This window comes from Acinetobacter sp. YH01003 (assembly GCF_013420525.1).
Taxonomy (GTDB): domain Bacteria; phylum Pseudomonadota; class Gammaproteobacteria; order Pseudomonadales; family Moraxellaceae; genus Acinetobacter; species Acinetobacter towneri.
In genome coordinates, this window is record NZ_VOXY01000004.1 from 1 (window position 1) to 23398 (window position 23398).

At 41.4% G+C, this 23398-nt stretch carries 22 protein-coding genes and 1 pseudogene; 14 read left to right on the top strand and 9 right to left on the bottom strand.

What is annotated here, in order from left to right:
- The 3 genes and pseudogenes from FTT70_RS05445 to rimI form a co-directional block, all read left to right on the top strand.
- Positions 1–155 (top strand): annotated as a pseudogene (locus FTT70_RS05445) (elongation factor Tu); the annotation flags it as partial.
- Between the two features lie 502 nt (positions 156–657).
- Positions 658–1539 (top strand): metal-dependent hydrolase, encoded by an 882-nt coding sequence (locus FTT70_RS05450; RefSeq protein ID WP_004975282.1) that lies wholly within the window; start codon positions 658–660, stop codon positions 1537–1539.
- A gap of 106 nt (positions 1540–1645) precedes the next feature.
- Positions 1646–2104, top strand: coding sequence for a ribosomal protein S18-alanine N-acetyltransferase (gene rimI / locus FTT70_RS05455; protein ID WP_004975283.1), 459 nt, complete (start codon positions 1646–1648; stop codon positions 2102–2104).
- A gap of 40 nt (positions 2105–2144) precedes the next feature.
- On the opposite strand, the gene FTT70_RS05460 is transcribed toward rimI, so the two are convergent.
- The 3 genes from FTT70_RS05460 to trxB form a co-directional block, all read right to left on the bottom strand.
- Positions 2145–2960, bottom strand: coding sequence for an arginyltransferase (locus FTT70_RS05460; protein WP_131261724.1), 816 nt, complete (start codon positions 2958–2960; stop codon positions 2145–2147).
- A 24-nt stretch (positions 2961–2984) separates the two neighbouring features.
- Complete coding sequence (gene aat / locus FTT70_RS05465; protein ID WP_131261723.1) at positions 2985–3716, bottom strand: leucyl/phenylalanyl-tRNA--protein transferase; 732 nt, start codon at positions 3714–3716, stop codon at positions 2985–2987.
- Positions 3717–3823: 107 nt separating this feature from the next.
- Positions 3824–4777 (bottom strand): thioredoxin-disulfide reductase, encoded by a 954-nt coding sequence (trxB, locus tag FTT70_RS05470; protein WP_004975288.1) that lies wholly within the window; start codon positions 4775–4777, stop codon positions 3824–3826.
- Positions 4778–5118: 341 nt separating this feature from the next.
- Between trxB and FTT70_RS05475 the strand changes: the two genes are divergently transcribed.
- Complete coding sequence (locus tag FTT70_RS05475) at positions 5119–8307, top strand: DNA translocase FtsK (protein ID WP_104853253.1); 3189 nt, start codon at positions 5119–5121, stop codon at positions 8305–8307.
- 130 nt (positions 8308–8437) lie between these two features.
- Here the strand turns inward: FTT70_RS05475 and FTT70_RS05480 are convergent, their stop codons facing one another.
- From FTT70_RS05480 to FTT70_RS05505, 6 genes are all read right to left on the bottom strand, one after another.
- Entirely contained in the window at positions 8438–8725 is a 288-nt protein-coding gene (locus FTT70_RS05480) for a PA4642 family protein (RefSeq protein ID WP_004975291.1), read from the bottom strand.
- A 94-nt stretch (positions 8726–8819) separates the two neighbouring features.
- Positions 8820–9092, bottom strand: a complete 273-nt coding sequence (gene minE / locus FTT70_RS05485; protein ID WP_096902698.1) for a cell division topological specificity factor MinE — start codon at positions 9090–9092, stop codon at positions 8820–8822.
- Between the two features lie 2 nt (positions 9093–9094).
- The gene (gene minD, locus FTT70_RS05490) at positions 9095–9907 is read right to left on the bottom strand and encodes a septum site-determining protein MinD (protein ID WP_096902697.1); all 813 of its coding nucleotides are present in this window, start codon (positions 9905–9907) and stop codon (positions 9095–9097) included.
- Between the two features lie 69 nt (positions 9908–9976).
- Positions 9977–10702 carry a septum site-determining protein MinC gene (gene minC, locus FTT70_RS05495; protein ID WP_096902696.1) on the bottom strand — a complete coding sequence of 242 codons (726 nt, stop codon included), beginning with the start codon at positions 10700–10702 and terminating at the stop codon, positions 9977–9979.
- Positions 10703–10845: 143 nt separating this feature from the next.
- Positions 10846–11904 carry a hypothetical protein gene (locus FTT70_RS05500; protein ID WP_004975298.1) on the bottom strand — a complete coding sequence of 353 codons (1059 nt, stop codon included), beginning with the start codon at positions 11902–11904 and terminating at the stop codon, positions 10846–10848.
- A gap of 15 nt (positions 11905–11919) precedes the next feature.
- On the bottom strand, positions 11920–12846 hold the full coding sequence (locus tag FTT70_RS05505) for an acyltransferase (protein ID WP_180168386.1): 927 nt from the start codon (positions 12844–12846) through the stop codon (positions 11920–11922).
- A 256-nt stretch (positions 12847–13102) separates the two neighbouring features.
- Here FTT70_RS05505 and FTT70_RS05510 point away from each other — a divergent pair, with 256 nt between their 5' ends.
- The 10 genes from FTT70_RS05510 (at position 13103) to FTT70_RS05555 (ending at position 23369) form a co-directional block, all read left to right on the top strand.
- Complete coding sequence (locus tag FTT70_RS05510) at positions 13103–13756, top strand: OmpA family protein (protein WP_167846208.1); 654 nt, start codon at positions 13103–13105, stop codon at positions 13754–13756.
- Between the two features lie 169 nt (positions 13757–13925).
- The gene (locus tag FTT70_RS05515) at positions 13926–15965 is read left to right on the top strand and encodes a UvrD-helicase domain-containing protein (RefSeq protein ID WP_154320416.1); all 2040 of its coding nucleotides are present in this window, start codon (positions 13926–13928) and stop codon (positions 15963–15965) included.
- A 97-nt stretch (positions 15966–16062) separates the two neighbouring features.
- Positions 16063–16515: a dUTP diphosphatase gene (gene dut, locus FTT70_RS05520; protein ID WP_004975307.1), complete on the top strand. Its 453-nt coding sequence runs from the start codon at positions 16063–16065 to the stop codon at positions 16513–16515.
- A gap of 219 nt (positions 16516–16734) precedes the next feature.
- On the top strand, positions 16735–18177 hold the full coding sequence (locus tag FTT70_RS05525) for a phosphomannomutase/phosphoglucomutase (protein ID WP_004975308.1): 1443 nt from the start codon (positions 16735–16737) through the stop codon (positions 18175–18177).
- Positions 18178–18187: 10 nt separating this feature from the next.
- Positions 18188–19093, top strand: coding sequence for an acetylglutamate kinase (gene argB / locus FTT70_RS05530; RefSeq protein WP_004975310.1), 906 nt, complete (start codon positions 18188–18190; stop codon positions 19091–19093).
- Positions 19094–19302: 209 nt separating this feature from the next.
- Positions 19303–20103, top strand: coding sequence for a GNAT family N-acetyltransferase (locus FTT70_RS05535; protein WP_180168416.1), 801 nt, complete (start codon positions 19303–19305; stop codon positions 20101–20103).
- A gap of 149 nt (positions 20104–20252) precedes the next feature.
- Positions 20253–21101, top strand: a complete 849-nt coding sequence (locus tag FTT70_RS05540) for a class II glutamine amidotransferase (RefSeq protein ID WP_004975313.1) — start codon at positions 20253–20255, stop codon at positions 21099–21101.
- Between the two features lie 263 nt (positions 21102–21364).
- Positions 21365–21820, top strand: a complete 456-nt coding sequence (locus tag FTT70_RS05545; RefSeq protein WP_004975314.1) for a bacteriohemerythrin — start codon at positions 21365–21367, stop codon at positions 21818–21820.
- 146 nt (positions 21821–21966) lie between these two features.
- On the top strand, positions 21967–23052 hold the full coding sequence (locus tag FTT70_RS05550; protein ID WP_180168387.1) for a hypothetical protein: 1086 nt from the start codon (positions 21967–21969) through the stop codon (positions 23050–23052).
- Positions 23049–23369: an RnfH family protein gene (locus tag FTT70_RS05555; RefSeq protein ID WP_004975319.1), complete on the top strand. Its 321-nt coding sequence runs from the start codon at positions 23049–23051 to the stop codon at positions 23367–23369. Before FTT70_RS05550 ends, FTT70_RS05555 begins: the two co-directional genes overlap by 4 nt.
- Positions 23370–23398 lie beyond the last annotated feature (29 nt).

The following is a 23398-nucleotide window of genomic DNA, read 5'->3' on the forward strand; positions in this document are numbered from 1 at the left end:
TGAAAGAAGGCGTTGAAATGGTAATGCCAGGTGACAACGTTGAAATGTCAGTAGAATTAATCCACCCAATCGCAATGGACCCAGGTCTACGTTTTGCGATCCGTGAAGGTGGTCGTACTGTAGGTGCTGGTGTTGTTGCTAAAGTAACAGCATAATCACTTTATAGTGTGAAAAAGCGCTCCATTTGGGGCGCTTTTTTTATGGCTGTATTTTGTGTGCTAGTTTCCAGGTGGATGAAAGCTTGTCCTACTGTATTGATGGATGAAATAGCTGTTCTTTAAACCTTGAATCAATCTAAAACCATTTTATGAACATTCTTTTGCTGCGGTTTAGTTGCCTTTTTTTCTCTTACATCATAAAAATAATTTTGCTGTCTAATTATTCTTGCTCTTACGTCATAAAAAATCATCGTCTATTTTTTTACTCTTGCGTCGTAAAAATAATTTCATTGTCTATTTTTTACTCTTGCGTCACAAAAAATAATTTCACTTATCATTATTTTTTATTCCTCATGTCCTGAACTGACAACTCACTGTCCTTAACTGCACTTAAATACCGCACAGAAAACCGTAATATGAACTCATACCGAAAAATAAAAAATATAGCGGGTTACAGGAAATGAATGACTTCATTGTTGTAACCTCAGGAGTGAGCAACATGAATGCTAAAGTGAGTATTAGTGAACGTGCAGGGGCGAGTTTTCCTGTCCGTCGAATGAATTTCAACTTTGATGCTGTACCTGAATATTGGATGAATGGTAATGCAGGTCTAACGCATTTTATGACTGCATTATCTGCGTTATTTCCCGCAGGTGAGAAGTTCTTTATAGACAGTGTGCGTGCTGTGCGTTATCACCCAATGCTGAAAGACAATGCAGATTTACAGAAAGAAATCAGTGCATTTATTGGACAAGAAGCCATGCACACGCATGAGCATGTCGGTTTTAATGCCTCTGCACAGAAATTTGGGCATGATGTTGATACTTTGGATTGTTATACAGATACTGTGATTCAAACTACACGCAAATTTATGGCAAAGTTGGCTAAACCGATTGGCATTACACAGAAAATGGTAGATTTAACTGCGACCACTGCGCTAGAACATTTCACAGCTACGATTGCCTCACAATTATTGACCAATTCACATATTCAAGAATTGATGACCGATGACACCATGAAAACTATGTGGTTGTGGCATGCGATTGAAGAAAACGAACATAAAGCTGTTGCGTATGATGTATTTGAAGGTGTGTTTGGCAAAGGTCTGAAAGCCTATGCACTACGTACAAGTTCTTTGGTTATTTCGATGCTGACTTTATTTTTTGTACAAAACTATTTTTTGTGGCGTTTACTAAAACAAGACAAGCAGTTGAATTTGGAAAATTTACGCATGATTTATCGTTATGCCTATAGTCCATCTAAAGGGATTATTACAGGCATGGGCAAAGAAATGTTGTTCTATTTCAAACCGAATTTTCATCCTAACGATTTTGATACCACAACATTATTAAATACTTGGAAAGCTAAATTAGGCTTTTAAACTTTTCCTTTTGGTCAGGCAACGTAAGTTGCCTTTTTTTTTGCTCGATTTTTTTGTCGTGAAATCTATAATGCCTACATCTTAGAACAGCACAAGATCATTTCTTATGATTCGTTTAATGCAAGCCCATGATGTCGCCGATGTGGTTGCGATTGAAAATTTGGTACAAAGTCATCCGTGGAGTGCCAAACAATTTGCCGAAGCGGTAGAGAGTTATCACAGTACCGTGATTGAACATGCAGGGAGAGTGGTGGGTTTTTGTATTTTGCAACCTGTGTTGGATGAAGCAAATTTGTTGTTGATGGCGGTGCATCCAAGTCAGCAAGGCAAAGGTTTAGGTTATCAACTGCTAGAACATTCTATTGCAGGTTTGAAAAACCAACCTGTGCAGATTTTTTTAGAAGTACGTGAAAGTAATTTAGCTGCGATAGCCCTGTATGAAAAGTCAGGTTTTCATCAAATTGATTTACGTAAAAATTATTATCCTAAAACGGATGGCACACGGGAGCATGCCATTATTATGGTGAAATCTTGTAGCGATGATTTTGCCAGTTTGTTTAAGTGAATCTGATCGATGCAAAAATCAGTATTGCATCATTACATTTTTATTTGATGATGGAGTTATTCCAGCCTAAGGGCAGCGTGGTCATTAAGGAGTTTCCCAATTGCTGCACCTCATCGGTATTTAGGCTGCGGTTAATGCGTCGCCATTGACCATCAAGCAGTAGCTCAAGGGGCACATATTGCGATTTATAGTTCATTTTATTGGAATGTGGTACCCAATAACCTAAGTAAACATATTGCAGTCCCAAATGCTGTGCCTGTTCAATTTGTTTTAATACCGCAAATGTTCCGAGTGAGCGACGACTTTCGTCTGGGTCAAAAAAGGTATAGACCGCAGAAATACCATCATCTAAATAATCACAGGTCGATACTGCAATTAAGCGATCATCTTGCCAAACCTCTAAAAAGAAGCTGCTGGTACAACTGTGGATTAGGAATTTTTCAAATTGGTCACGGCTGGCAGGGAACATATCGCCATCGGCATGTCGTTCATTGATATAGCGTTCATACAGCGCATAATGCAAATCACCTGCATCTTGTGGCTTGGTGATTTTGATCTGTAAATCGTGATTGCGTTTCCAAGCTTTCTTTTGCGTGCTGTTCATTTTAAATTCAGCGACAGGAATACGTGAAGAAAGGCATTGGCGGCACAAATGGCATTCAGGACGATAGACAAAATCGCCACTGCGACGAAAACCGACCCGAGAGAGTTCAGACAAAGTCAGCACATCAATTTTATGTGCAGGATCTAAAAAAACCATCCGCGCAGATTTTTCAGGTAAATAGCTGCAATCATGCGGCGGAGTAATGTAATACTGCAAATCATTTAGCAGGGATTTTGGGTGATATGAATTCATTGTCAAGATCCCTCTCTGTTATTGTCATTCAAGTAGGCGCGCATACTGCGCTATTGTTTTACTTGAAAATACACTGTCCTGATATTTTTTCCAATTGATTGCAGGTTGTTTTACAACATCTTGTAACGATTTAAGATAGTCTTGGCGAGAAAGTGTACATGCTCCGAGACTGATTAAATGGTCATTGACCAATTGGCAGTCAATCCAAGGCAATTGTTGTTCTTGTCCGAGCAGCATCAAACTATAAAATGCCATTTTGGAGACATCGGTACGATGGCTAAACATGGACTCGCCAAAACAGCCTTTGCCAATACTGACTCCATATAAACCACCGACCAAACTATCTTGCTCCCAAACTTCTAAACTATAGCCATAACCTGCTGCAAAAAGCTGACAATAACCTTGAATGATCTCTTCAGAAATCCAAGTATCATTGGCGTAGCTACGGGGCAAGGCACAATTGCGAATCACTTGTTCAAAGGCATGATTGATAGTAATGCGATAATCTATTTTTTTCATGTTGCGGATTAAAGACTTACTCGGCTGATAATGTTGCGGAATAATTACGCAACGTGGCTCAGGACTCCACCAACAAATAGGATCACCTTCTGAAAACCATGGAAATAAGCCATGTGTATAGGCTTCATATAAGGTTGAAGGGGAAAGGTCTGCACCTACACAAATCAAGCCTTCACCCTCAGGATCAACTTCAATGGGATCGGGGAAAATGAATTGTGAAGCCGGGAGCGTGTGCATATCAATTGCCGTATGAAGTTTTACGATGAACTTGATTTCATCATACCTAAAAATGCCGTGATAAAAAAACCGCTCAAGGAGAGCGGTCTTTAAACTTGGTCACTAAATTATTCACCAAGTGCATCTAAATATTTTTCTGCATCCAAAGCTGCCATACAACCTGAACCTGCAGAAGTAATCGCTTGGCGATAAATTGAATCGGCCACATCACCTGCAGCAAATACGCCAGCCACAGAAGTTTGAGTCGCATTGCCTGAAGTGCCGCTTTGTACTTGGATATAACCATCACGCAAGTTCAATTGACCTTCGAACATGCCTGTATTCGGTTTGTGACCAATCGCAATGAATAAGCCAGACACATCAACAATTTGAGTAGAGCCATCAGTGGTTGATTTTAAACGTACTGAAGTTACGCCTGTGTTGTCGCCCAAGACTTCATCAACTTGGTTATTCCAAAGAATACTGATTTTGCCTTCTTTTTCTTTGGCAAATAAATGATCTTGCAAGATTTTTTCAGAGCGAAGTGAATCACGACGATGCACCAATGTCACGTGTGATGCAATGTTAGACAGGTATAATGCTTCTTCAACAGCCGTGTTACCACCACCAACGACCATCACTTTTTGGTTTTTGTAGAAGAAACCATCACAGGTAGCACAAGCACTTACGCCTTGACCCATAAATGCTGCTTCAGATTCTAAACCTAAATATTGTGCAGTCGCACCTGTGCAAATGATTAAAGCATCACAGGTAAATTCTTCCATATCACCTTTCAGTACAAATGGGCGCACATTCAGGTTTACTTCATTGATATGGTCATACACGATTTCTGTGCCAAAGCGTTCCGCATGAGCTTGCATACGTTCCATTAACGCTGGGCCTGTTAAACCTTCAGGATCACCTGGCCAGTTATCAACTTCCGTAGTTGTGGTGAGTTGACCACCCAATTGTAAGCCTGCAATTAAAGTCGGTTTTAAGTTGGCACGTGCAGCATATACTGCAGCACTATAACCTGCAGGGCCTGAACCTAAAATAATTAAACGTGAGTGACGAGCGCTCATGCACAGCATCCTTTTTTTATTTAGAAATTTATGGAATTATACGTGAAACAGGATGAGTTTGCTGTGTGATTAAAGTTGATATTACTGATCATGTAAATCGATTTGAGCTATATAGAAAAAGTTAACAACACACTTCAATAATCTTGCATCTTTTTCTAGGCAACACATGCATAATAGAAGGTCTGTTATAATTTATAGCTTGCTGTGTGGTGAAGCTTGCATCGTGAAATGCAACTTAAATGACACAGCTAAATGAAATACAGACGCTCCGAATCAGGTGGCTTTTTAAGACCATCGAACAAACAAAAAACATTGATGAAGAATTGGCGACAGGACAATATATGACTGCGGTGTCGGGTGCTTATGCACATCGCTTAATAGCGACATTATTTTTGGTCTCTTTTGGAATATATCTGTTCCTTGCAACGGTGACCTATACTCCATTTGACCCAGGTTGGATGCACATTTCCAGTGACACCCAACAGGTTTCAAATGCGAGTGGAATCGCAGGTGCGTGGATTGCCGATTTACTGTTTGGCTTTTTAGGTTGGGCGAGTCTGCTTCTTCCTGCTTATTTTTTTATTGAAGCCTTACAAGTCTGGTGGCCACGTAGTTTTTTAAACCGACCATTTCGTTATGCTGCACAATTCTTCATTTTATTGGCAACAGCAAGTTTGCTGTATTTATTTTGGCAAGTACCTGCCGATACGTTAGACAATGCCTCAGGCGGCATCATTGGTTTTGAACTTGGGAAAAGTTTATCGCAAATTTTAACCATTTATGGAGCAACACTTTTTTTAGTCGTCTTTTGGATTTTCTTATTTACCCTCGCATTTGGGGTGAAGTGGAACAGAACGTGGGCAACTTTAAAAGCTACACCTGCTTATCTGCAAGATTTGTTCTATCGCAATGTACCTGAAGCAGAATCTGACTTTGACCGTTCTACACCACAGGTGAAAAAGACCGTTGTCGCTGCTGCACCTGTGGTTGCTGTTGAAGTGGCATCAACTGATTTAGAAGCAGCAAGTGAACCCGTGGTTGCACAGGCGAAAGAAGCTGAAACAACTGCGCCACATCCTGCGGCAGAGCGTATGTTTAATCACATGCAGCAACGTGAAGAAGAAGAGCAACAGGCGCAGCAACAGCTATTGGTGCAAGATGAAATTGATGATGTTGAGTTAGAAAAAACCATCGAAAAGGCGCATCGCTTAGAACAAGACAGCCAGCGTATTGTTGCGACAGGCGAAGTGTGGCGTGCTTTACAAGAAAATACCGACAGTCAGCATAACCAAGACATTCATGCTTTATTGCGTGCTTCAGAAGAACCAGAGCCACATCTACAATCGAATCCTTTTGATGAAGTGCGTCCTGCATCTACGGCATCTCAAGCCACTGCAAAATCTTCGTTAGATTGGGATGATGATCAAATTTTTGATGAATTGCTCGCAGCAGTTCCGCAAGGCAAAGCTGCAAGTGATTTACACAGCCCATTCCAAAACAGCGGGGCAATGGATACTTTAGATGAGTCTGTGACCCAGCAAGAAACAGTGCATCCGCACTCGAATCCTACGGCTCACAATTTTAACGATGATCTCAGCAGATTTGAGTCAGATTTTAACCCGCCATCGTCAAGTGCTTCGAATACGCAAAATCATGCTGTACGCCAAGAGCGCCATTTGCAGCATGATTTAGACAGTTTAGATGACTTGTTGGTGGATGATCTTTTGGGTGATGAGTTACAGCAAGATGCATTTCAAGATCAAGCGCCTGTAGCGCGTAGTACCAGTAGCTATGCACAAAGTTCTGCTTTTGTTCAGGCACCTATTCAGACGGCAGCCACTGCCGCAGTGATGGCAAACGCAGCGACTGCTACACAGGCTGAACAAGCAGAAAAAGTGGCGTTATCCAAAGAAGCATTTATCGAAGCTTGGCAGGAAACCGCAGGCAAACCACTAGACGAAGATGACTTTGATTTTGATGCGCCGCTGACCGATGCACATGGTCGTCCGATGTCACGCGCCATGCAGGTTGCAGAAAAACGTCGTGATTTATCGCCATTACCGGGTTTGGATTTGCTTGATAAAGTCGATCCAAACAAAAAAGTGAACTTCACCGCAGAACAATTATCGCGCTTGTCGGAATTGCTGGAAATTAAATTACAGGAATTTAATGTCAAAGCCAAAGTGGTTGAAGCACAGCCTGGTCCTGTCGTGACCCGTTTTGAGCTGGATTTGGCACCTGGGGTCAAAGCTTCAAAAGTAACCAATATTTCTCGTGACTTGGCGCGTTCAATGTCGATGGCATCGGTACGTGTGGTCGAAGTGATTCCGGGCAAACCGTATATTGGCATTGAAGTACCGAATAGTTCACGTGAAATGGTACGTTTGATTGAGTTATTACAAACGCCTGCTTTTGAAGATCCAAACGGCATTTTATCTATGGCGATGGGGAAAGACATTTCAGGCAATCCTGTGATTACTGAATTGGGCAAAGCACCACACATGCTCGTAGCAGGGACAACGGGTTCAGGTAAATCAGTGGCAGTGAACTCGATGATTTTGTCGATGTTGCTGAAATACAAGCCTGATCAATTACGCTTAATTTTGATTGACCCGAAACAATTGGAACTCGCCAACTATAACGATATTCCACACTTATTGACGCCTGTAGTGACTGATATGAAAGATGCCGTCAGCGCTTTAAATTGGTGTGTCAATGAAATGGAACGTCGTTATAAGCTAATGTCTTTCCTGAAAATTCGTAAATTAAGCGACTATAACCGTAAGGTTGAAGAATCTATTGCCAATGGTGAAGATTTAATTGATCCAACTTGGAAGCCGGGAGATTCAGCAACGCAAGAACGTGCACCGCGTTTAACACCATTGCCATCTATTGTGATTGTGGCAGATGAGTTTGCCGACATGATCATGCAAGTGGGCAAGAAAGCGGAAGAAATGATTACCCGTTTGGCACAAAAATCACGTGCAGCAGGGATTCACTTACTCTTAGCAACTCAGCGTCCATCGGTGGATGTGATCACAGGTCTAATTAAAGCCAACATTCCAACCCGTGTAGCTTTGCGTGTGAACTCGAAAATTGACTCACGTACTATCTTGGATGCGGGCGGTGCAGAAGACCTGCTTGGTCATGGTGATATGCTATTTTTAGGGCCGGGTAAAATTGAGCCAGAACGTGTGCATGGCGCATTTATTTCGGATGATGAAGTCAACCGTATTTGTGATGCGTGGCGTGAGCGTGGCGATCCTGACTATGTCGATGAAATCTTGACGCCATTTGATGAAGAACCATCTTCACGTGGTTTTGAAGATGGTGAAGGCAGTCCAGACCGTGATGTGTTGTATGATCAGTGTGTAGCATTTGTTTTGGAAACACGTAAAGTGTCGACCTCATCTTTACAGCGCAAATTTAGCTTGGGCTATAACCGTGCGGCACGTATTGTCGATCAGATGCAAGAGCAAGGCATTGTGAGCGAGCAAGGAGCAAATGGGAAACGTGAAATTTTAGTGTAAAGCTTTCACTTTCTGTTTGATTTTGAATCAAGTAGTGCTATAAAAAAATCCCGCAATTCAATTGCGGGATTTTTTCTTTTTACACTCAATCTTTTTGGCTGAATTTAGCCAGAGATTGTGTTTAAACAGTTTAAGCAAACTTGGCTAAAACTGCTAAAAAACCATCTTTTTGACGTGGAAATTCAGCAATCACATCGTGAATACGCTGACCTTCAGGATTAGTGGCATTGACATCGCGACCATCGGCAACAAATTGTGTCAATAGACGTTCATAGTCGCTTGGACGCATGTGTTTAAATGCGTGATAGAGTACGTGAAAATCTGCATTCACACCTGCAGGTGGAAGTTGATTCAAATAGGCAAATACACGTTCATCCGACCATGCTTCGTTAAAGGTCGCAGGTTGAGATAATGCCATGGCAATCTCCTTTATATTCTTTTGAAAAAAATAGGGCAAAATAACTAGTGTTATTTTGCCCTGATTCAATTTGCTTGACTAATCAGTATTCAGATTATCGCTCTTCAGGCAAATTGATATTCATTTCCAACATTTCAATATTGGCTTCTGAACGCACAGACATTTGAATATGTTGTTCATCGACACCACGCACGTAGCGATTTACCACTTGCATGATTTCTTTTTTCATCTGATCAATTTTGTCTTGGCTTAAGCGTTTACCTAGACCTTGTTCAGAAGCAACAATCACTTTTAAGCGATCTTTTGCTGTTTGTGCGCTAGATGGCTTGTCTTCACCGCTAAATAATTTGCTCCAAAATCCTGCCATGTCTACGCTCCAAATAATCGTGCTAACCAACCTTTCGGTTTTGTTTCAATATGACGAAACGGACGTTCTTCACCCAAGAAACGTGCAACTAAGTCATCATACGCCTGACCTGCAGCAGCATCGCTATACAGAATGACAGGTTTACCTTCGTTAGATGCTTGAAGTACGCTCTTACATTCAGGAATCACGCCTAAAGTTGGTACACGTAAAATATCTTTAGAAATGTCGTCAATGGTCAGCATTTCTTGTTTATCGGCACGTTCTGGGTTGTAACGTGTAATACACAAGTGCTTACGCACACGACCTTCATTTTGTTCTACTTTTTTGGTTTTGCTGTCAAGCATACCAATAATACGGTCAGAGTCACGTACTGAAGAAATTTCAGGGTTAGTCACAATAATCGCTTCATCGGCATGGTACATTGCAAGAATGGCACCGCGCTCAATCCCTGCAGGTGAGTCGCAAATAATGTAATCAAACTCTTGTGCCAACTCATCCATAATACGTGCCACACCTTCATCGGTGAGGGCATCTTTATCACGGGTTTGTGAAGCTGGAAGAATATAAAGGTTTTCGATATCTTTATCGCGAATTAATGCTTGTTGTAAACGCGCTTCATTATTTAATACATTCACAAAATCATAAACAACGCGACGTTCACAACCCATAATTAAGTCAAGGTTACGTAAACCCACGTCAAAATCGATAACAACAGTTTTGTGACCACGTAGGGCTAAACCTGTTGCAAAAGATGCACTTGTAGTGGTTTTACCTACGCCACCTTTGCCTGATGTTACGACAACAATTTTCGCCACCGAATCCACTCCTGTTATGGTTTAAATTCCCCTATATTTTTTCGGGGATTTTTGGTGATTATTTATACATTAAAATTGTAGAGCTTCAAATACAAGCTCTTGGTTATCATTTAAGTAAATATGCACAGGTTTTTTAGTCACATGCTGAGGAATATCGTCCGCCACGCAATACGTGCCTGCAATAGATACCAATTCTGCTTCTAGGGAATGACAGAAAATTCGTGCCGCAATATTCCCGCCCGCGCCGGCAATGACTCTACCACGTACACTACCATAAATATGTATATTTCCTGAAGCAATCACTTCAGAACCGCTGTTGATGCCTGCGGTTAAAATAATGTCGCCCTGATGTTGTACCAAGCATTGACCTGTACGCAAAATTTCATCGTGATAAGACGTAATATGCGCCACAGCAGGTGCAGTTTCAGCGACTTGATTTTCCGTCTGTTGCTGTTCTGCCGCAGGTTCAGGTTTTACTTCAACCACTTGTTCTTTGGTGGCTTTCACTTCCTGCAATGGACGGTCTTGCGGGATGACAGGGAACTGAATAGCACGTGCCTGATCTGCCATAATGCCTTCAGTCACAGCAATTGGCTGTGCTTCTAGGCTAATTAGCAATTGAATTAGCGCAATCAATTCTTGTTCGACTGAACTTTCAATGACCACCAAAACCCCTGGTGGAAATGATTTTTGCAACATTGGGCTTAGTTGCTGGCGGATCGCATCATGATCATTGGTGTCTAAGCTAATGCGAATCGCATTGACCAATCTGCCTTTTATCCGTATGTCAGCCATAATAATTCCTTAACACTTCTAACTTTGCTGGTTGTTGAAGTCATCTTATAAATAGAGCAAATCCTAGAACAAATTGGGTGAATTCTCTAGTTCAGTTACTAAAAATATTTCACATTGTTTTAGCTAAAATTATCGAAAGACCTTTATGAAATATCGTGTTGTTGTCCTTCATTTAAAATTTGTTGCCATTGTTTAACTTTTACTTGTTTGCGAATTGCTTCTAAACTTTCAAATATCGCTGATTCCACTAATTTATCAATATGCTGATTATGTTCAATCTCAATCTGACTAATTTTTTCAGCAATCATTTGATAAGTTGGATTTTGTACTTGTTGATGCTGCTGTGCAAAAGGTTCAATTAAACCTTGGGTGATATTTTCGCCCAATCGTTGTCCGATACTTTGAATTTGCTGTTCAATACGTCCACCGACCAATGGAATCAGGCGCAGCAATTGCGTCAGTTCAGGCGTATCTTCAATGGCTTGATTCACCACCAACCCGACATTTTTCGCAATCATGTGACGCTGCATTTGTAATTCTTTGCCTAAGGATTCCTGCAAAATATCGGCTAGGGCAATCGCGAGTAATTGACGATGATGCTCGACCAAATCATCAATAAATTGTTTGTGAGTGGTACTGGTGGTCAATTCACGTTGCACACCATTAAGTACCGTGAGCACCACACGGCTACTCAGTTCTTCCATTAGCAAGTTGTAGTAAAAGTTGCCGCGTTTATACCAACTGTCTGGAATGACTTTATAGCCATGGCTATGCAGGTTGTAACCAATCGCGATGGCACGTAATAAACGTAAAAAACGCAATTGCGGAATAATTGCAAGAATTTCATACCAGTGAATAAACGGGAAAAACCACCAACGCTGATGATGTTTGAAAATAATTGCAATACCCCAACGCACGCCCAACTCTACAATTAAAAACGTGGTAAACCAGCCTTCGGTAATCACCACCCAAGGGCGCAATTCTGTTCGATAAAACTGTAAAATTTCAGGTAGACGAATAAAATCGAACAACCATTCGCCAAAATCACTCATTAAAATGGCATTGGCACTTAAACAGAACAAGTTAAAGATGATTAAACCCATCAAAAACAAGTCATAAGCCAAGGCAATTTTCCATCCCCATGAATCTTTACGCAGGGGATGAAAAGAGGATTTGATGACAGGTTCTTCAGACTTTTTCATGGCGTACCTGAATGGTTATGCAGTCGGAGCTGCAAGTTTTTGTTGCATGCTTTCAATCAATTGATCTTTTTCCAGCCACAGTTCATGCACCCATTGCTGAAAACGCTCACGATATTCAGTATCATCTTCGTAATTGCCGCCCAACACCCAAGCTGGAATATTAATTTTGCGTAAATTCACCGCAATGCGCGGCACCTCACCTAACCAAAACTCGCTATAGCCCGGCACGCCATCTGGGTACACAATGGTCATATCTACCAAGGCATCAATTTGATCACCCAAAATATTCAATGCCAAAGCTAAACCACCAGCTTTTGGCTTTAATAAATGTTGATAAGGCGATTGTTGTTGATCATGTTTTTCTTGGGTAAAGCGTGTGCCTTCTAAATAATTCAGCAGGGTAAAGGGCTGACTTAATAACTGTTGGCAGGCTTTACGCGCTTCTTCCATATCGTGGTCTTTCAGCTCAGGTTTTTTGGCAATTTGTGCTTTGCTGTGACGCTTCATCATTGGGAAGCCTAAAATTTTAAAGGCTTGTCCTACAAAGGGAATAAAGATCAGTTCCCACTTGGTAAAAAAGCGGGTCAATGGCATACGGGTTAAGCCAAAATACTGATTTACTGTGGTATCGACCCAACTTTGATGGTTACAGGTCATGAGATAACGACCTTGCATGCTCAGTTGCAAATCTTCATCAATGCTGATATCCCATTGGGTATTGGGTAATACATGATCAATCAGCCAGTTGTTTACACTGAGCCAACTGTTGGTAATTTGAATATTGGTTTCATCGACCTTACGTGACTGCTTTAACAGTTTGGTTAAGCCCAAAGCCAACACAGGAGGGCCGTGAAAAAATGTACTGCCAGTGATGACTGTACCCACGGTGAGACCTTTTGTGATTTTTTTTAATAAAGGGTGTTTCTTTGCTTGCGATGACATATAAATCAATCCTGAAGATAAATCGTCCAATGCGTCACGTGTTTGTAGATGACTCCAATATAAATGTTGTTTTTAAAATAAAAAAGTGTTGAAGTGAAAGTGTGTAGAAATTGTGATGAAGTTATACCAAGATTTGTACATGATCATGTATATTTGTAAGTAAAAGTTTTTTTATTAACAAAAAATCAATGGTCTAAGTATATTTTTTCATTCAATATTCAGCATATACAACAAAACACAAGTAAGGAGGCATGCCATGCGTGCATTAGCAATTTCGGCAGCAGTCGTAGGGGCAATGGTTTTAACTGGTTGTCAAACGACTGGTAACAACCTTGGTGGTATGGAATATGACAAAACTGCGTTAGGCACAGTAATTGGTGCTGCTGCAGGTTATGGGGTCTCTAAAAGTAACGCAAATACAAGTGCACAAAACAACCGTGCTGCAGCAATTGGTGCTGTAGTGGGTGCTGCTGCGGGTGTTTATCTTGACAATAAAGAAAAACAACTTCGTCAACAAATGGCTGGTACAGGCGTAGAAGTAAACCGTAATGCCGATGGTTCTGTTGGCTTGATCATGCCGGGTAACATCACGTTTGATACGAACAAATCAAACATCAAACCAAACTTCTATTCTACCTTGGACAAAGTAGCGCAAACGCTAACCCAAGATAACAAGAGCGGTATTTTGGTAACAGGTTATACTGACAGCACTGGTAACGACGCAATCAACATTCCATTGTCACAAGCACGTGCACAATCGGTTGCAAACTACTTGGCTAGCCGTGGTGTATCAACTTCACGTATTAATGCACAAGGTCACGGTGCTGCAAACCCAATCGCATCGAATGCTACTGCAGAAGGTCGTGAGCAAAACCGTCGTGTAGAAATCAGCATTTATGCAATCCAATAATCTGGCATTGTATAGATTGTAAAGAACCGCCTTCGGGCGGTTTTTTTATGCAAGCAATTTCTAGGGTCTACTCAGTAAATAGACAATGACGTCTAAAGTAGCATTTTAGATTAGTCATCTTTGGCGGAGATGACTATAATCGAGCTCGAACCGAAATAGAGGAAATACTATGACACTGGCAAGTCAGTTAAACGACAAGCAACTTGAAGCGATGAAATACACTCAAGGACCCTTGTTAGTGCTTGCAGGTGCAGGTTCAGGCAAAACTTCGGTGATTACCCGAAAAATTGCCTATTTGGTTAAGCATTGCGGGATTCCTGCGCATCGTATTACAGCGATGACTTTTACCAACAAAGCAGCACGAGAAATGAAAGAGCGTGTGACCAAATTGTTGTCACGTGAAGAAGCTAAAGGATTATCGGTTTCGACTTTCCACACCTTTGGTCTGAATTTATTACGTCTTGAATTAAAACACACGCCGTTAAAAGCCAACTTCTCTATTTTAGATGCCGATGACTGCAAACGTATTCTGATGGATTTAATGCACCGCGATAATTTGTCGGGTGCAGAAAGCAAAGAATTGATTGCCAAAGCCATGAAGATGATTTCAGACTGGAAAAATGATCTGATTGCACCAGAGCAGGCGCATACCACCTGCGAAACGCCAGAAGACATCCAGTTTGCACATTTATATCAACTTTATGAACGTAATTTACGTGCCTATAACGCGGTAGATTTTGATGATTTAATTGTAATGCCGACACGACTTTTGCAAGAAAATGCCGAAGTGCGTGACAAGTGGCAAAACCGTGTTCGTTATTTATTGGTCGATGAGTATCAGGACACCAACACCGCACAATATATCTTGGTGAAATTACTTGTGGGCGTAATGGGGCAGTTCACTGCGGTAGGTGACGACGACCAATCGATTTACGCTTGGCGCGGTGCGAAGCCTGAAAATATGGCCTTGCTGAAAGATGATTTCCCGAATTTAAAAGTGATTAAACTTGAGCAAAACTATCGCTCGACCAGTCGCATTTTAAAAGCGGCCAACACCGTCATTGGCAATAATCCACATATTTTTGACAAAAAACTGTGGTCAGATAAAGGTCATGGTGAAGTGATTCGGGTAATTACATGCCGCAATGATGATGATGAATCAGAACGCGTGGTTAAAGACTTACTCACGCATAAACTGATGAATGGTAAAAGCTGGAAAGATTATGCAATTTTGTACCGAGGGAACTTTCAGGCACGTATTCTGGAAACCCAATTACGTCAAATGCAAATTCCTTACAAGCTTTCGGGGGGGCAGTCATTCTTCGCACGTGCTGAAATCAAAGACATCATGAGTTATTTGCGTCTGATTATTAACCCTGAAGATGACAGCGCATTCTTACGCATTATTAACACGCCTAAACGCGCGATTGGTCCTGTGACTTTGGAAAAACTAGGGCTGTTTGCACAGGAAAACCATTTGTCATTATTGGCTGCTGCAGGTGATCAGCGCCTAACCATGGCAATTCCGAAAAAAGCCACGACGCAGTTGGCAGAGTTTTCAGATTTTATTAGCAATTTTACGCGTAACTTATTGGAAGATGATGAACCTGTGCCAATCATCCGTCAAATGATGCTCGAAGCAGGTTATATCGACTACATTAAAGAGCAAGCAGCTACCCCTGCGCAGGAAAAAACCAAGCTAGATAATATCGAAGTTCTATATAGCAGCATCCAAAGTTTGATTAACCGTGCTGAAGATGTCGATGAAAAGAATATTGAAAGCGTGATTCGTAAAATGGTGCTGCTCGATATGCTCGAACAGCAACAGGAAGAAGAAGACACTGATAAAGTCAATTTACTCACCCTGCATGCGTCCAAAGGCTTGGAATTTCCGTACGTGTATTTGATTGGTTTGGAAGAAGAGCTTTTACCGCATAAAAACTCAATTGTGGCAGATACTGTCGAGGAAGAACGCCGTTTGATGTACGTGGGGATTACTCGTGCACGTCAGGGCTTAACCATTACTTTGGCAGAGCAGCGCAAAGCGGGCGGGCAAATGAAACAAATGACCCCAAGTCGTTTTTTGGATGAATTACCACAAGATGAATTGGAATGGCTCGGACGTAAGAAAAAGTTAGCCGGTGATGTCGATCCGAAATTACAGGCACAGCATTATTTGGAAAATTTACGTGCCTTAATCAAGCGCTAATTTTTTGAAAATACTTAGGGCATTGATGCAAGTACAGCATCAAATGGCACATCGAAAATCGAAAGAAAATTGAAAATTTAAAAACAGGATAAACTTCATGAAAGTTCAAGTTAAAGTCTTAGATTCACGTTTAGGCACAGAATGGCCAATGCCAACTTATGCAACCGCAGGTTCGGCAGGTTTGGACTTACGTGCTTGTGTAGACAGCAGCACCGTGATTGAGCCGGGTCAAACAGTCTTGGTCAAAACAGGTTTAGCGATTTATATTCAAGATACAGGTTTTGCAGGCATGATTTTGCCGCGTTCAGGCTTGGGTCACAAACATGGCATCGTGTTGGGGAACTTGGTGGGTTTGATTGATTCAGATTATCAGGGTGAATTGATGGTTTCGGTGTGGAACCGTAGCCAAACAGCATTTAGCTTAGAACCTGGTGAGCGTTTAGCGCAATACGTTTTGGTTCCTGTGGTACAGGCCAAGTTTGAACAAGTAGATGAATTTGTTGCCACCGAACGTGGTGCAGGTGGTTTTGGGCATACGGGCAAAAACTAAGTTACTTAGGTTTCAGCCTATATCGTTTGGTAAAGTTTTATCTGAAACTTTACCAACAATTCTTGAAAAGTAACGAAAGATGTACTAATAATGACAAGTAAATCACTAGCTCTGATGAGACCATTGCACATCTATTAAAAAATCTAATTAGAATTTTCAAAATATCTCGAGCCAAGATTTATTCACTTTATGTTGGCTCATCTTTGTAGTTGTAAGCCTATGAACAATCCACAAACACTTTTTCCTCAGCATATTTTTCGCGCTTACGACATTCGTGGCAAAGAAACTGTGCTGACCGCGAAATTGGTACACGCCATTGCACAAGGATTGGTGCAACAATATCAACAAGAAAAGCAAACTCAAATTAGTATTGGTTATGATGCGCGTTTAAATAGCCCCGCTTATGCTGAAATTATGCGCCAAGTCTTTCTTGCCCATCAATTTCAAGTGACGATGGTGGGTTGTTGTTCTAGCCCGATGTTGTATTTTATGGCACGACACACGGCAGGCAATGGCATTATGCTTACGGCCAGTCATAATCCAAAATCAGACAACGGCATTAAATGGATTGTGCAGGGCGAACCGCCAACCCCTGAAATGATTCAACACGTGGCACACGATGCAGCGCCATATTATTTAAATACCGATGCAGCACCATCCATCGCCTCACAACACGCCACCAATATTTCACATGAATTTATTGAAGATGCGTGTCAGCAATATCAGCAGGCAATGTTGAACGATATTCAACTGGCGGGCACTTTTAAAGTGGTTTTAGATGGGATGTATGGTTCGGCAGGTCATTGCGCTGCTTTGGTTTTGCAAAAAATGGGCTGTGAGGTGATTGCTTTACGCTGCGAAGCCAATGGTCATTTTCCAGAACATGCACCCGATCCATCACAAGAAAAACACTTACAACATTTAAAAGCTGCGGTGCGTGAACATCAGGCGGACATTGGCATTGCTTTAGATGGCGATGGTGATCGTGTCGTCCTCTTGGATGAACATGCCAATGTGCTTTCAGCAGATCGTTTGCTGTCTTTATTTGCAGAAATGTGTTTAAAAACTCATCCTCAGCATCAAGTGGTGTTTGATGTAAAATGCTCCACTATGGTGCGCAATACCGTGCGTGATTTGGGTGGCGAAGCGGTGATGATTCGCACGGGCAGTACCTTCTTGCGGCGTTATTTGGCGCAGTCGCAAGGCAAGGCTGTGTTCGGTGGCGAATACGCAGGACATTATGTATTCAATGATGGACGTGGTTTTGGCTATGACGATGGTATTTACGCAGCGCTGCGCGTGTTGGAATATTTAAGCCACAGTAATTACAGCAGCCTTTCGGCATTGATGCAGAAATACCCTGAGCGTTGCTGCACTGAAGACACGTATATCAGCACACGGAATATTGAACCGAGTGCGGTTTTAAATGATGTTGAAAGTTCTAGCCATCGCAGTGGTGCAGAATTAAGTAAAATAGATGGTGTAAGACTTGATTTTGAAGATGGATTTGGCATTATTCGAGCATCCAATACAGGCGAATATTTTACGGTGCGTTTTGATGCCGATAATCCATCACGACTGAATGATATTCGCGATACATTTGTTTCCATGTTAAGTGAGCGATACCCTGAAATCGCCCAAGACATTTTAGATGCTCAATAAGGAGAGGCGAATGCCACATCAACAGACTGGTATCGACAAAGCGCAAATTTTGACTGAAGCTTTGCCGTATATTCAACGTTTTGCGGGCAAGACCCTTGTTGTGAAATATGGCGGCAATGCCATGACCGATCCTGAGCTGGAAAGTTCTTTTGCTCGTGATATCGTGTTGTTAAAGACTGTAGGCTTAAACCCGATTGTGGTGCATGGCGGTGGCCCACAAGTGGATTCTATGCTCAAGCAATTGGGACGTGAGTCTGACCGTATTGATGGCATGCGTGTCACCGATCCTACGACTATGGAAGTCGTAGAAATGGTCTTGGGTGGTAGCGTCAACAAATCTATCGTCAATCTGATTAACCAACATGGCGGTCGTGCCATTGGTTTGACGGGTAAAGATGGTAACTTGATTCGCGCACAAAAATTATTGATGCAAAAAACTACTGAAACAGGCGAAGTACAACAAATTGACCTTGGTTTGGTGGGTGAAGTGGTGGGTGTCAAAACCGACGTGTTGGAAATGTTTACCAGCAGCGACTTTATTCCAGTGATTGCACCTTTAGGTGTCGATGATGCAGGCAATACCTATAACATTAATGCCGATTTAGTCGCAGGTAAAGTTGCCGAAGCATTGGGTGCGGAAAAGTTAATTTTGCTGACCAATATTACGGGTGTATTAGACGAAAATAAAAACCTGTTAACTGGTTTGACTACGCAGGAAGTAGATCGTTTAATTGATACAGGCGTGATTTACGGTGGCATGATTCCAAAAGTGGGTTGTGCATTGGATGCAGTTAAAGGCGGTGTAATCAGTGCACATATTGTAGATGGTCGTGTGCCACATGCTACTTTATTGGAAATCTTTACTGATCATGGTGTGGGAACATTAATTACCAACCGTGTCCAAACGCGTAAATAAAACTCTATAAGATGATCCCTAAAAGAGCTTCACAATTGAAGCTCTTTTTTATGTCAAATTTACGGCAAGAAACTGAAATTTTGTTGATTCAGCATCCTTGAAATTGCTTTGCACCTATCCTGCAATCTTAAAATTGTAGTCGCTAAAATCGCGGTCATCATAGTGTCATGCTGCTGTCCTAGTGTAGGAGAAAACATGAGGTATCTATGATGCTACAAAAATTAAATCAGTATCGTCAGCAGTTTAGCTTTCCTATGGTTAAAGTGAGTAAAGCACAGAAAAAAAACAGCAAAGCTACGCAATATGCGTTTGAATGGGTTGAAAATTTAAAGCAACTACAAGAAGTACAGCGCTTTCGTGCACAGCAATTTTCCAAGCAATTTGGCATTGAATTTGAATCGGGTTTAGATCAGGACTTGTACGATTTTGGATGTGAACACGCCGTACTCAGAGATAAATCTACGGGTGAAATTGTTGCTTATACTCGTTTAAAACTTTGGCAAGGGCATGAGCTAGCCAACAGTTATAGTGCGCACGAGTTTAAAATTATAGATGAGTTAGGGCATCTCTCGAATATTGTCGAAATGGGGCGTACTTGTGTACATCCACGTTATCGTTCAGGCAAAACACTCTCTATTTTATGGCTGAATTTAGTGCCTAAAGTGTTATGGGAAATGCGTGCCAAACACATGATTGGCTGTGTCAGTATTCGTTTGGAAGGTAATGAAGCACGCGCGTATCATACCCATCAAGCGATTCAACAATTGGCAGAAAATCAGCGCTGTGATATTCAGTCACAGCAGCCGTTTGAGCCAAGTTGTCCAAGTCATAGCTTTAGCCAAGATGAACGAATACCTAAACTGTTTGATGTTTATCTGAAAATGAATGCTAAGCTGTCTGAGCAAGCATTTTATGACCGTGAGTTTAACTGTCTAGATTATTTTGTTTTGTTAGATGTGAAACAAATGGCGAAACATTTTATTCGCCAAAAGAAAGTGAAAGCATCTTAACTAGAATAATTAAGCAGAGATTTCTACAGCACTGCATATCTATGAAGTGGTACTGTAGAAATCTATTTATATTTTTCAGATTTGAATTATCCACATGGCTGATGCACAATAATCAGATAATTTCATTATTTGTATAAAGATAAGGCCTTATGTGTCAGTTGCTTGGAATGAATTGTGCGACACCTACCGATATTACCTTTTCATTTCGGGGATTTTCGCAGCGCGCAGGAATCACCTCAGATCATTCTGATGGCTTTGGCATTGCTTTTTTTGAAGATAAAGCTTGCCGTTTATTTGTCGATAACCAGTCTGCAGTGGAGTCACCCATTGCAGAATTGATCCGTAACTATCCCATCAAATCGCGTAATGTGATTGCCCATATTCGTAAAGCGACACAAGGCAAAATTAATTTAGAAAATTCACATCCGTTTAGTCGTGAGTTGTGGGGACGCCAGTGGATTTTTGCCCATAATGGTGATTTACATGACTTTCATCCACGTTTATCAGGTCGTTTTACCCCTGTGGGCAATACCGACAGTGAACGTGCATTTTGTTATTTGTTAGATCAATTGGTAAATCATTTTGGTTATGATGAACCGAGCCTGACGCAAATTTTTGACTTGTTAGCCGAAATTTCTCCTAAAATTGCAGAACATGGCACTTTTAATTTTTGTTTGTCCAATGGTCAGGCATTATTTAGTTATGCGGTGACCAAATTACATTGGTTGGTGCGTGCTTATCCATTTCAGCCTGCACAATTAATTGATTTAGATGTTGAGGTTGATTTTAGCCAAGTCACCACAGCAGAGGATTGTGTGGCAGTGATTACCACTGAACCCTTGACTCAAAATGAAACATGGACAGCATTTCAGCCAGGTGAAATGATTTTATTTCAACATGGACGCCCAATTAAAACCCAAATGACACATATTGCGCGTTTGGAACGTGAGCGTTTAAATCCTGAATTAAGACGGATCACCAAAGCGGATCAATACTAATTTATACGGGTATGTGTGGTTGAAAAATATTCATTTTATTATTGTATAATTCAATTAAATCAAGAATGAAAATGTATAAATTGGTTAATTAATAATTGATTCTTTTAGTCGGGTATTTTTGTTAAAATTTATTTAAATCAATGTCTTGTGTTGTTTTTGTGCGATTTAAACCAATCCCTACCAATTCGCTTCATTTTTATTTATGGGAAATACGGCTACCATTCCGCAATGTGATTAATCATTTATTTCTGTAAGGTGGTCGTATGAAGATGAAATGGGTTCCAGAATACAATACTGGTATCGATGTGATTGACGATCAGCATAAACGTATCCTCGATTATATTAATGAAATTGTTGAAATTAGCGATGGTACAGATCGAGCACGTGTAAAGCAGATTTTAGATAATATTATTGATTACACCCAGTCGCATTTTACGTTTGAAGAATCATTACAAGAAGAAGCGGGTTATAAATACCGCGTACCACATAAACGTGTGCATGATTTATTCATTAAAAAAATTGAGTCTTATCGCGATCGTTATGAAATGGGACAATCCATTGAAGGCGAATTGCATGAAGTTTTATCAAAATGGTTAATTAATCATATTCAACACGATGACGCCGATTATGTCGGTGCAGTGAAAGAGAATATGATGGGTATTATTAAGGAAAATGAGAAGAAGAAAGGTAAAGGCTGGTTCGCTCGTTTCTTCTCATAAGTCTGAAGCCATAAAAATGAAAGAATAAAAATTATAAATTTGCGCAGCAAACTGTCTAACGATAGTTTGCTTTTTTCTTTTTTGAGGTTTTGCTTTTCCTTGATGACAAAGGCAAAATAGCCGTAGATTTTTATTAGGACAGCGTCATGCAGGACAATGCTATGTCACGATGGTTATCGCCGCTGATGGCATTTGGTTTATCATTCATTATTATTGCCACACTCGCACCAATGACAGGTATTCAGGTTGAGCGCCAGCTCGATTTTTGGTTACTTTGGTTGGGTACCATGGTGATTTTGGCATTACCGATCACCTATTTGGAAATTGCTTTAGCCAAGCGCTCTAAAAGTACCGCACTACAGGCATTGTCTGGTTTAACCCGTGATGCAGATGCTTCACCAAAATGGCGTATTGTGGGTTGGCTTGCGGTGGTATTTATTCCGTTTTTGGCAGGTGGCTTGTTGTCCAACGCTGCGAAAATTTTGAATCAATACGCCGTGGAAGGCTTGGCCGGTAACATTGTACTGGTTATTCTTGCGGTTGTGGCATTGGCACTGTCATTGCTTGCACGTCAAATTTTACTGTTGTGTACTGCTATAGCTGTCGTAGCTGCATTGATTTTAGCCAATGTATTTGGTACTCAATTGCCTGCATGGCAAGTCACACCTATTGAATTAGGCGAGTGGGGGAGTGCAACAGTATTGGCTTTGGTTGCCAGCGGTTTGGGCATGGGGTTGTACTGGCAAACCAGTTTGGCGCAGGCGCAACAGCAAAATGCGGCAACATCAACCGTTTTACCCATCTGGATTGCACAATTATTGGCAGTCGTTGCTTTTGCCTTCTTTGCAGTACAAGCACAAATTCCTGCACTGGCGTTAGTGGTTGCCGCAGTTGCAGCTGCTGCCGTGTTATTACAATTGGCACGTGAGCAATTGGCACAGCGTCAAATGGCCGTTGCGATTCAATGGATTGTCTTAATTGCAGCAACACTGGTGTGGGCAGTGCCAGCCATTACTTCAATATTTAATTTTGTGTTGTTGCTTTGGGGCTTGGTGATTTGCCTGATTTATGCCATTTTCGCAGGCTGGATTATGAAAATCAGCCATTTGCGTAAAGCCATGAACTTTAGCAGTGAAGCCTTTTATAACATTTGGCGTATTGCGGTACGTGTGGTGTTACCTGTATCTATCGTAGTGGCGATGGTGGCGTTAATTGGACAGTGGATCGCATGAGTCAAATGGCGCAGGTTTGGGTGGCGTATGCCACACCCGAACAACAATGGCATGTGGCTGTCGCATTTCAGCAGGGCATGACTGTACTGGATGCAATTCAGCAGAGTGGACTTGTGACAGCAACGACTTTACCTGAACCGTTGATGCTGGGTATTTTTGGTGTACGGGTTGAGCCGCAGCATGTATTACAAGCAGGTGATAGGGTTGAGATTTATCGTGCTTTGACCATTAACCCGAAAGATATTCGTCGTAAACGTGCCGCAAAGAACCCAGTAGGGCGTTATGCCAAAAGCAATCGCTTGAGACAATTGCAATGATTTAAAAAACCCCTCAGATGAATTTCAGT

Coding starts and splice junctions, on each gene's coding strand:
- FTT70_RS05450 (WP_004975282.1), top strand. CDS start 658: ATGAATGCTAAAGTGAGTATTAGTGAACGTGCAGGGGCGAGTTTTCCT.
- rimI (WP_004975283.1), top strand. CDS start 1,646: ATGATTCGTTTAATGCAAGCCCATGATGTCGCCGATGTGGTTGCGATT.
- FTT70_RS05460 (WP_131261724.1), bottom strand. CDS start 2,960: ATGAATTCATATCACCCAAAATCCCTGCTAAATGATTTGCAGTATTAC.
- aat (WP_131261723.1), bottom strand. CDS start 3,716: ATGCACACGCTCCCGGCTTCACAATTCATTTTCCCCGATCCCATTGAA.
- trxB (WP_004975288.1), bottom strand. CDS start 4,777: ATGAGCGCTCGTCACTCACGTTTAATTATTTTAGGTTCAGGCCCTGCA.
- FTT70_RS05475 (WP_104853253.1), top strand. CDS start 5,119: ATGACTGCGGTGTCGGGTGCTTATGCACATCGCTTAATAGCGACATTA.
- FTT70_RS05480 (WP_004975291.1), bottom strand. CDS start 8,725: ATGGCATTATCTCAACCTGCGACCTTTAACGAAGCATGGTCGGATGAA.
- minE (WP_096902698.1), bottom strand. CDS start 9,092: ATGGCAGGATTTTGGAGCAAATTATTTAGCGGTGAAGACAAGCCATCT.
- minC (WP_096902696.1), bottom strand. CDS start 10,702: ATGGCTGACATACGGATAAAAGGCAGATTGGTCAATGCGATTCGCATT.
- FTT70_RS05500 (WP_004975298.1), bottom strand. CDS start 11,904: ATGAAAAAGTCTGAAGAACCTGTCATCAAATCCTCTTTTCATCCCCTG.
- FTT70_RS05505 (WP_180168386.1), bottom strand. CDS start 12,846: ATGTCATCGCAAGCAAAGAAACACCCTTTATTAAAAAAAATCACAAAA.
- FTT70_RS05510 (WP_167846208.1), top strand. CDS start 13,103: ATGCGTGCATTAGCAATTTCGGCAGCAGTCGTAGGGGCAATGGTTTTA.
- FTT70_RS05515 (WP_154320416.1), top strand. CDS start 13,926: ATGACACTGGCAAGTCAGTTAAACGACAAGCAACTTGAAGCGATGAAA.
- dut (WP_004975307.1), top strand. CDS start 16,063: ATGAAAGTTCAAGTTAAAGTCTTAGATTCACGTTTAGGCACAGAATGG.
- FTT70_RS05525 (WP_004975308.1), top strand. CDS start 16,735: ATGAACAATCCACAAACACTTTTTCCTCAGCATATTTTTCGCGCTTAC.
- argB (WP_004975310.1), top strand. CDS start 18,188: ATGCCACATCAACAGACTGGTATCGACAAAGCGCAAATTTTGACTGAA.
- FTT70_RS05535 (WP_180168416.1), top strand. CDS start 19,303: ATGCTACAAAAATTAAATCAGTATCGTCAGCAGTTTAGCTTTCCTATG.
- FTT70_RS05540 (WP_004975313.1), top strand. CDS start 20,253: ATGTGTCAGTTGCTTGGAATGAATTGTGCGACACCTACCGATATTACC.
- FTT70_RS05545 (WP_004975314.1), top strand. CDS start 21,365: ATGAAGATGAAATGGGTTCCAGAATACAATACTGGTATCGATGTGATT.
- FTT70_RS05550 (WP_180168387.1), top strand. CDS start 21,967: ATGCAGGACAATGCTATGTCACGATGGTTATCGCCGCTGATGGCATTT.
- FTT70_RS05555 (WP_004975319.1), top strand. CDS start 23,049: ATGAGTCAAATGGCGCAGGTTTGGGTGGCGTATGCCACACCCGAACAA.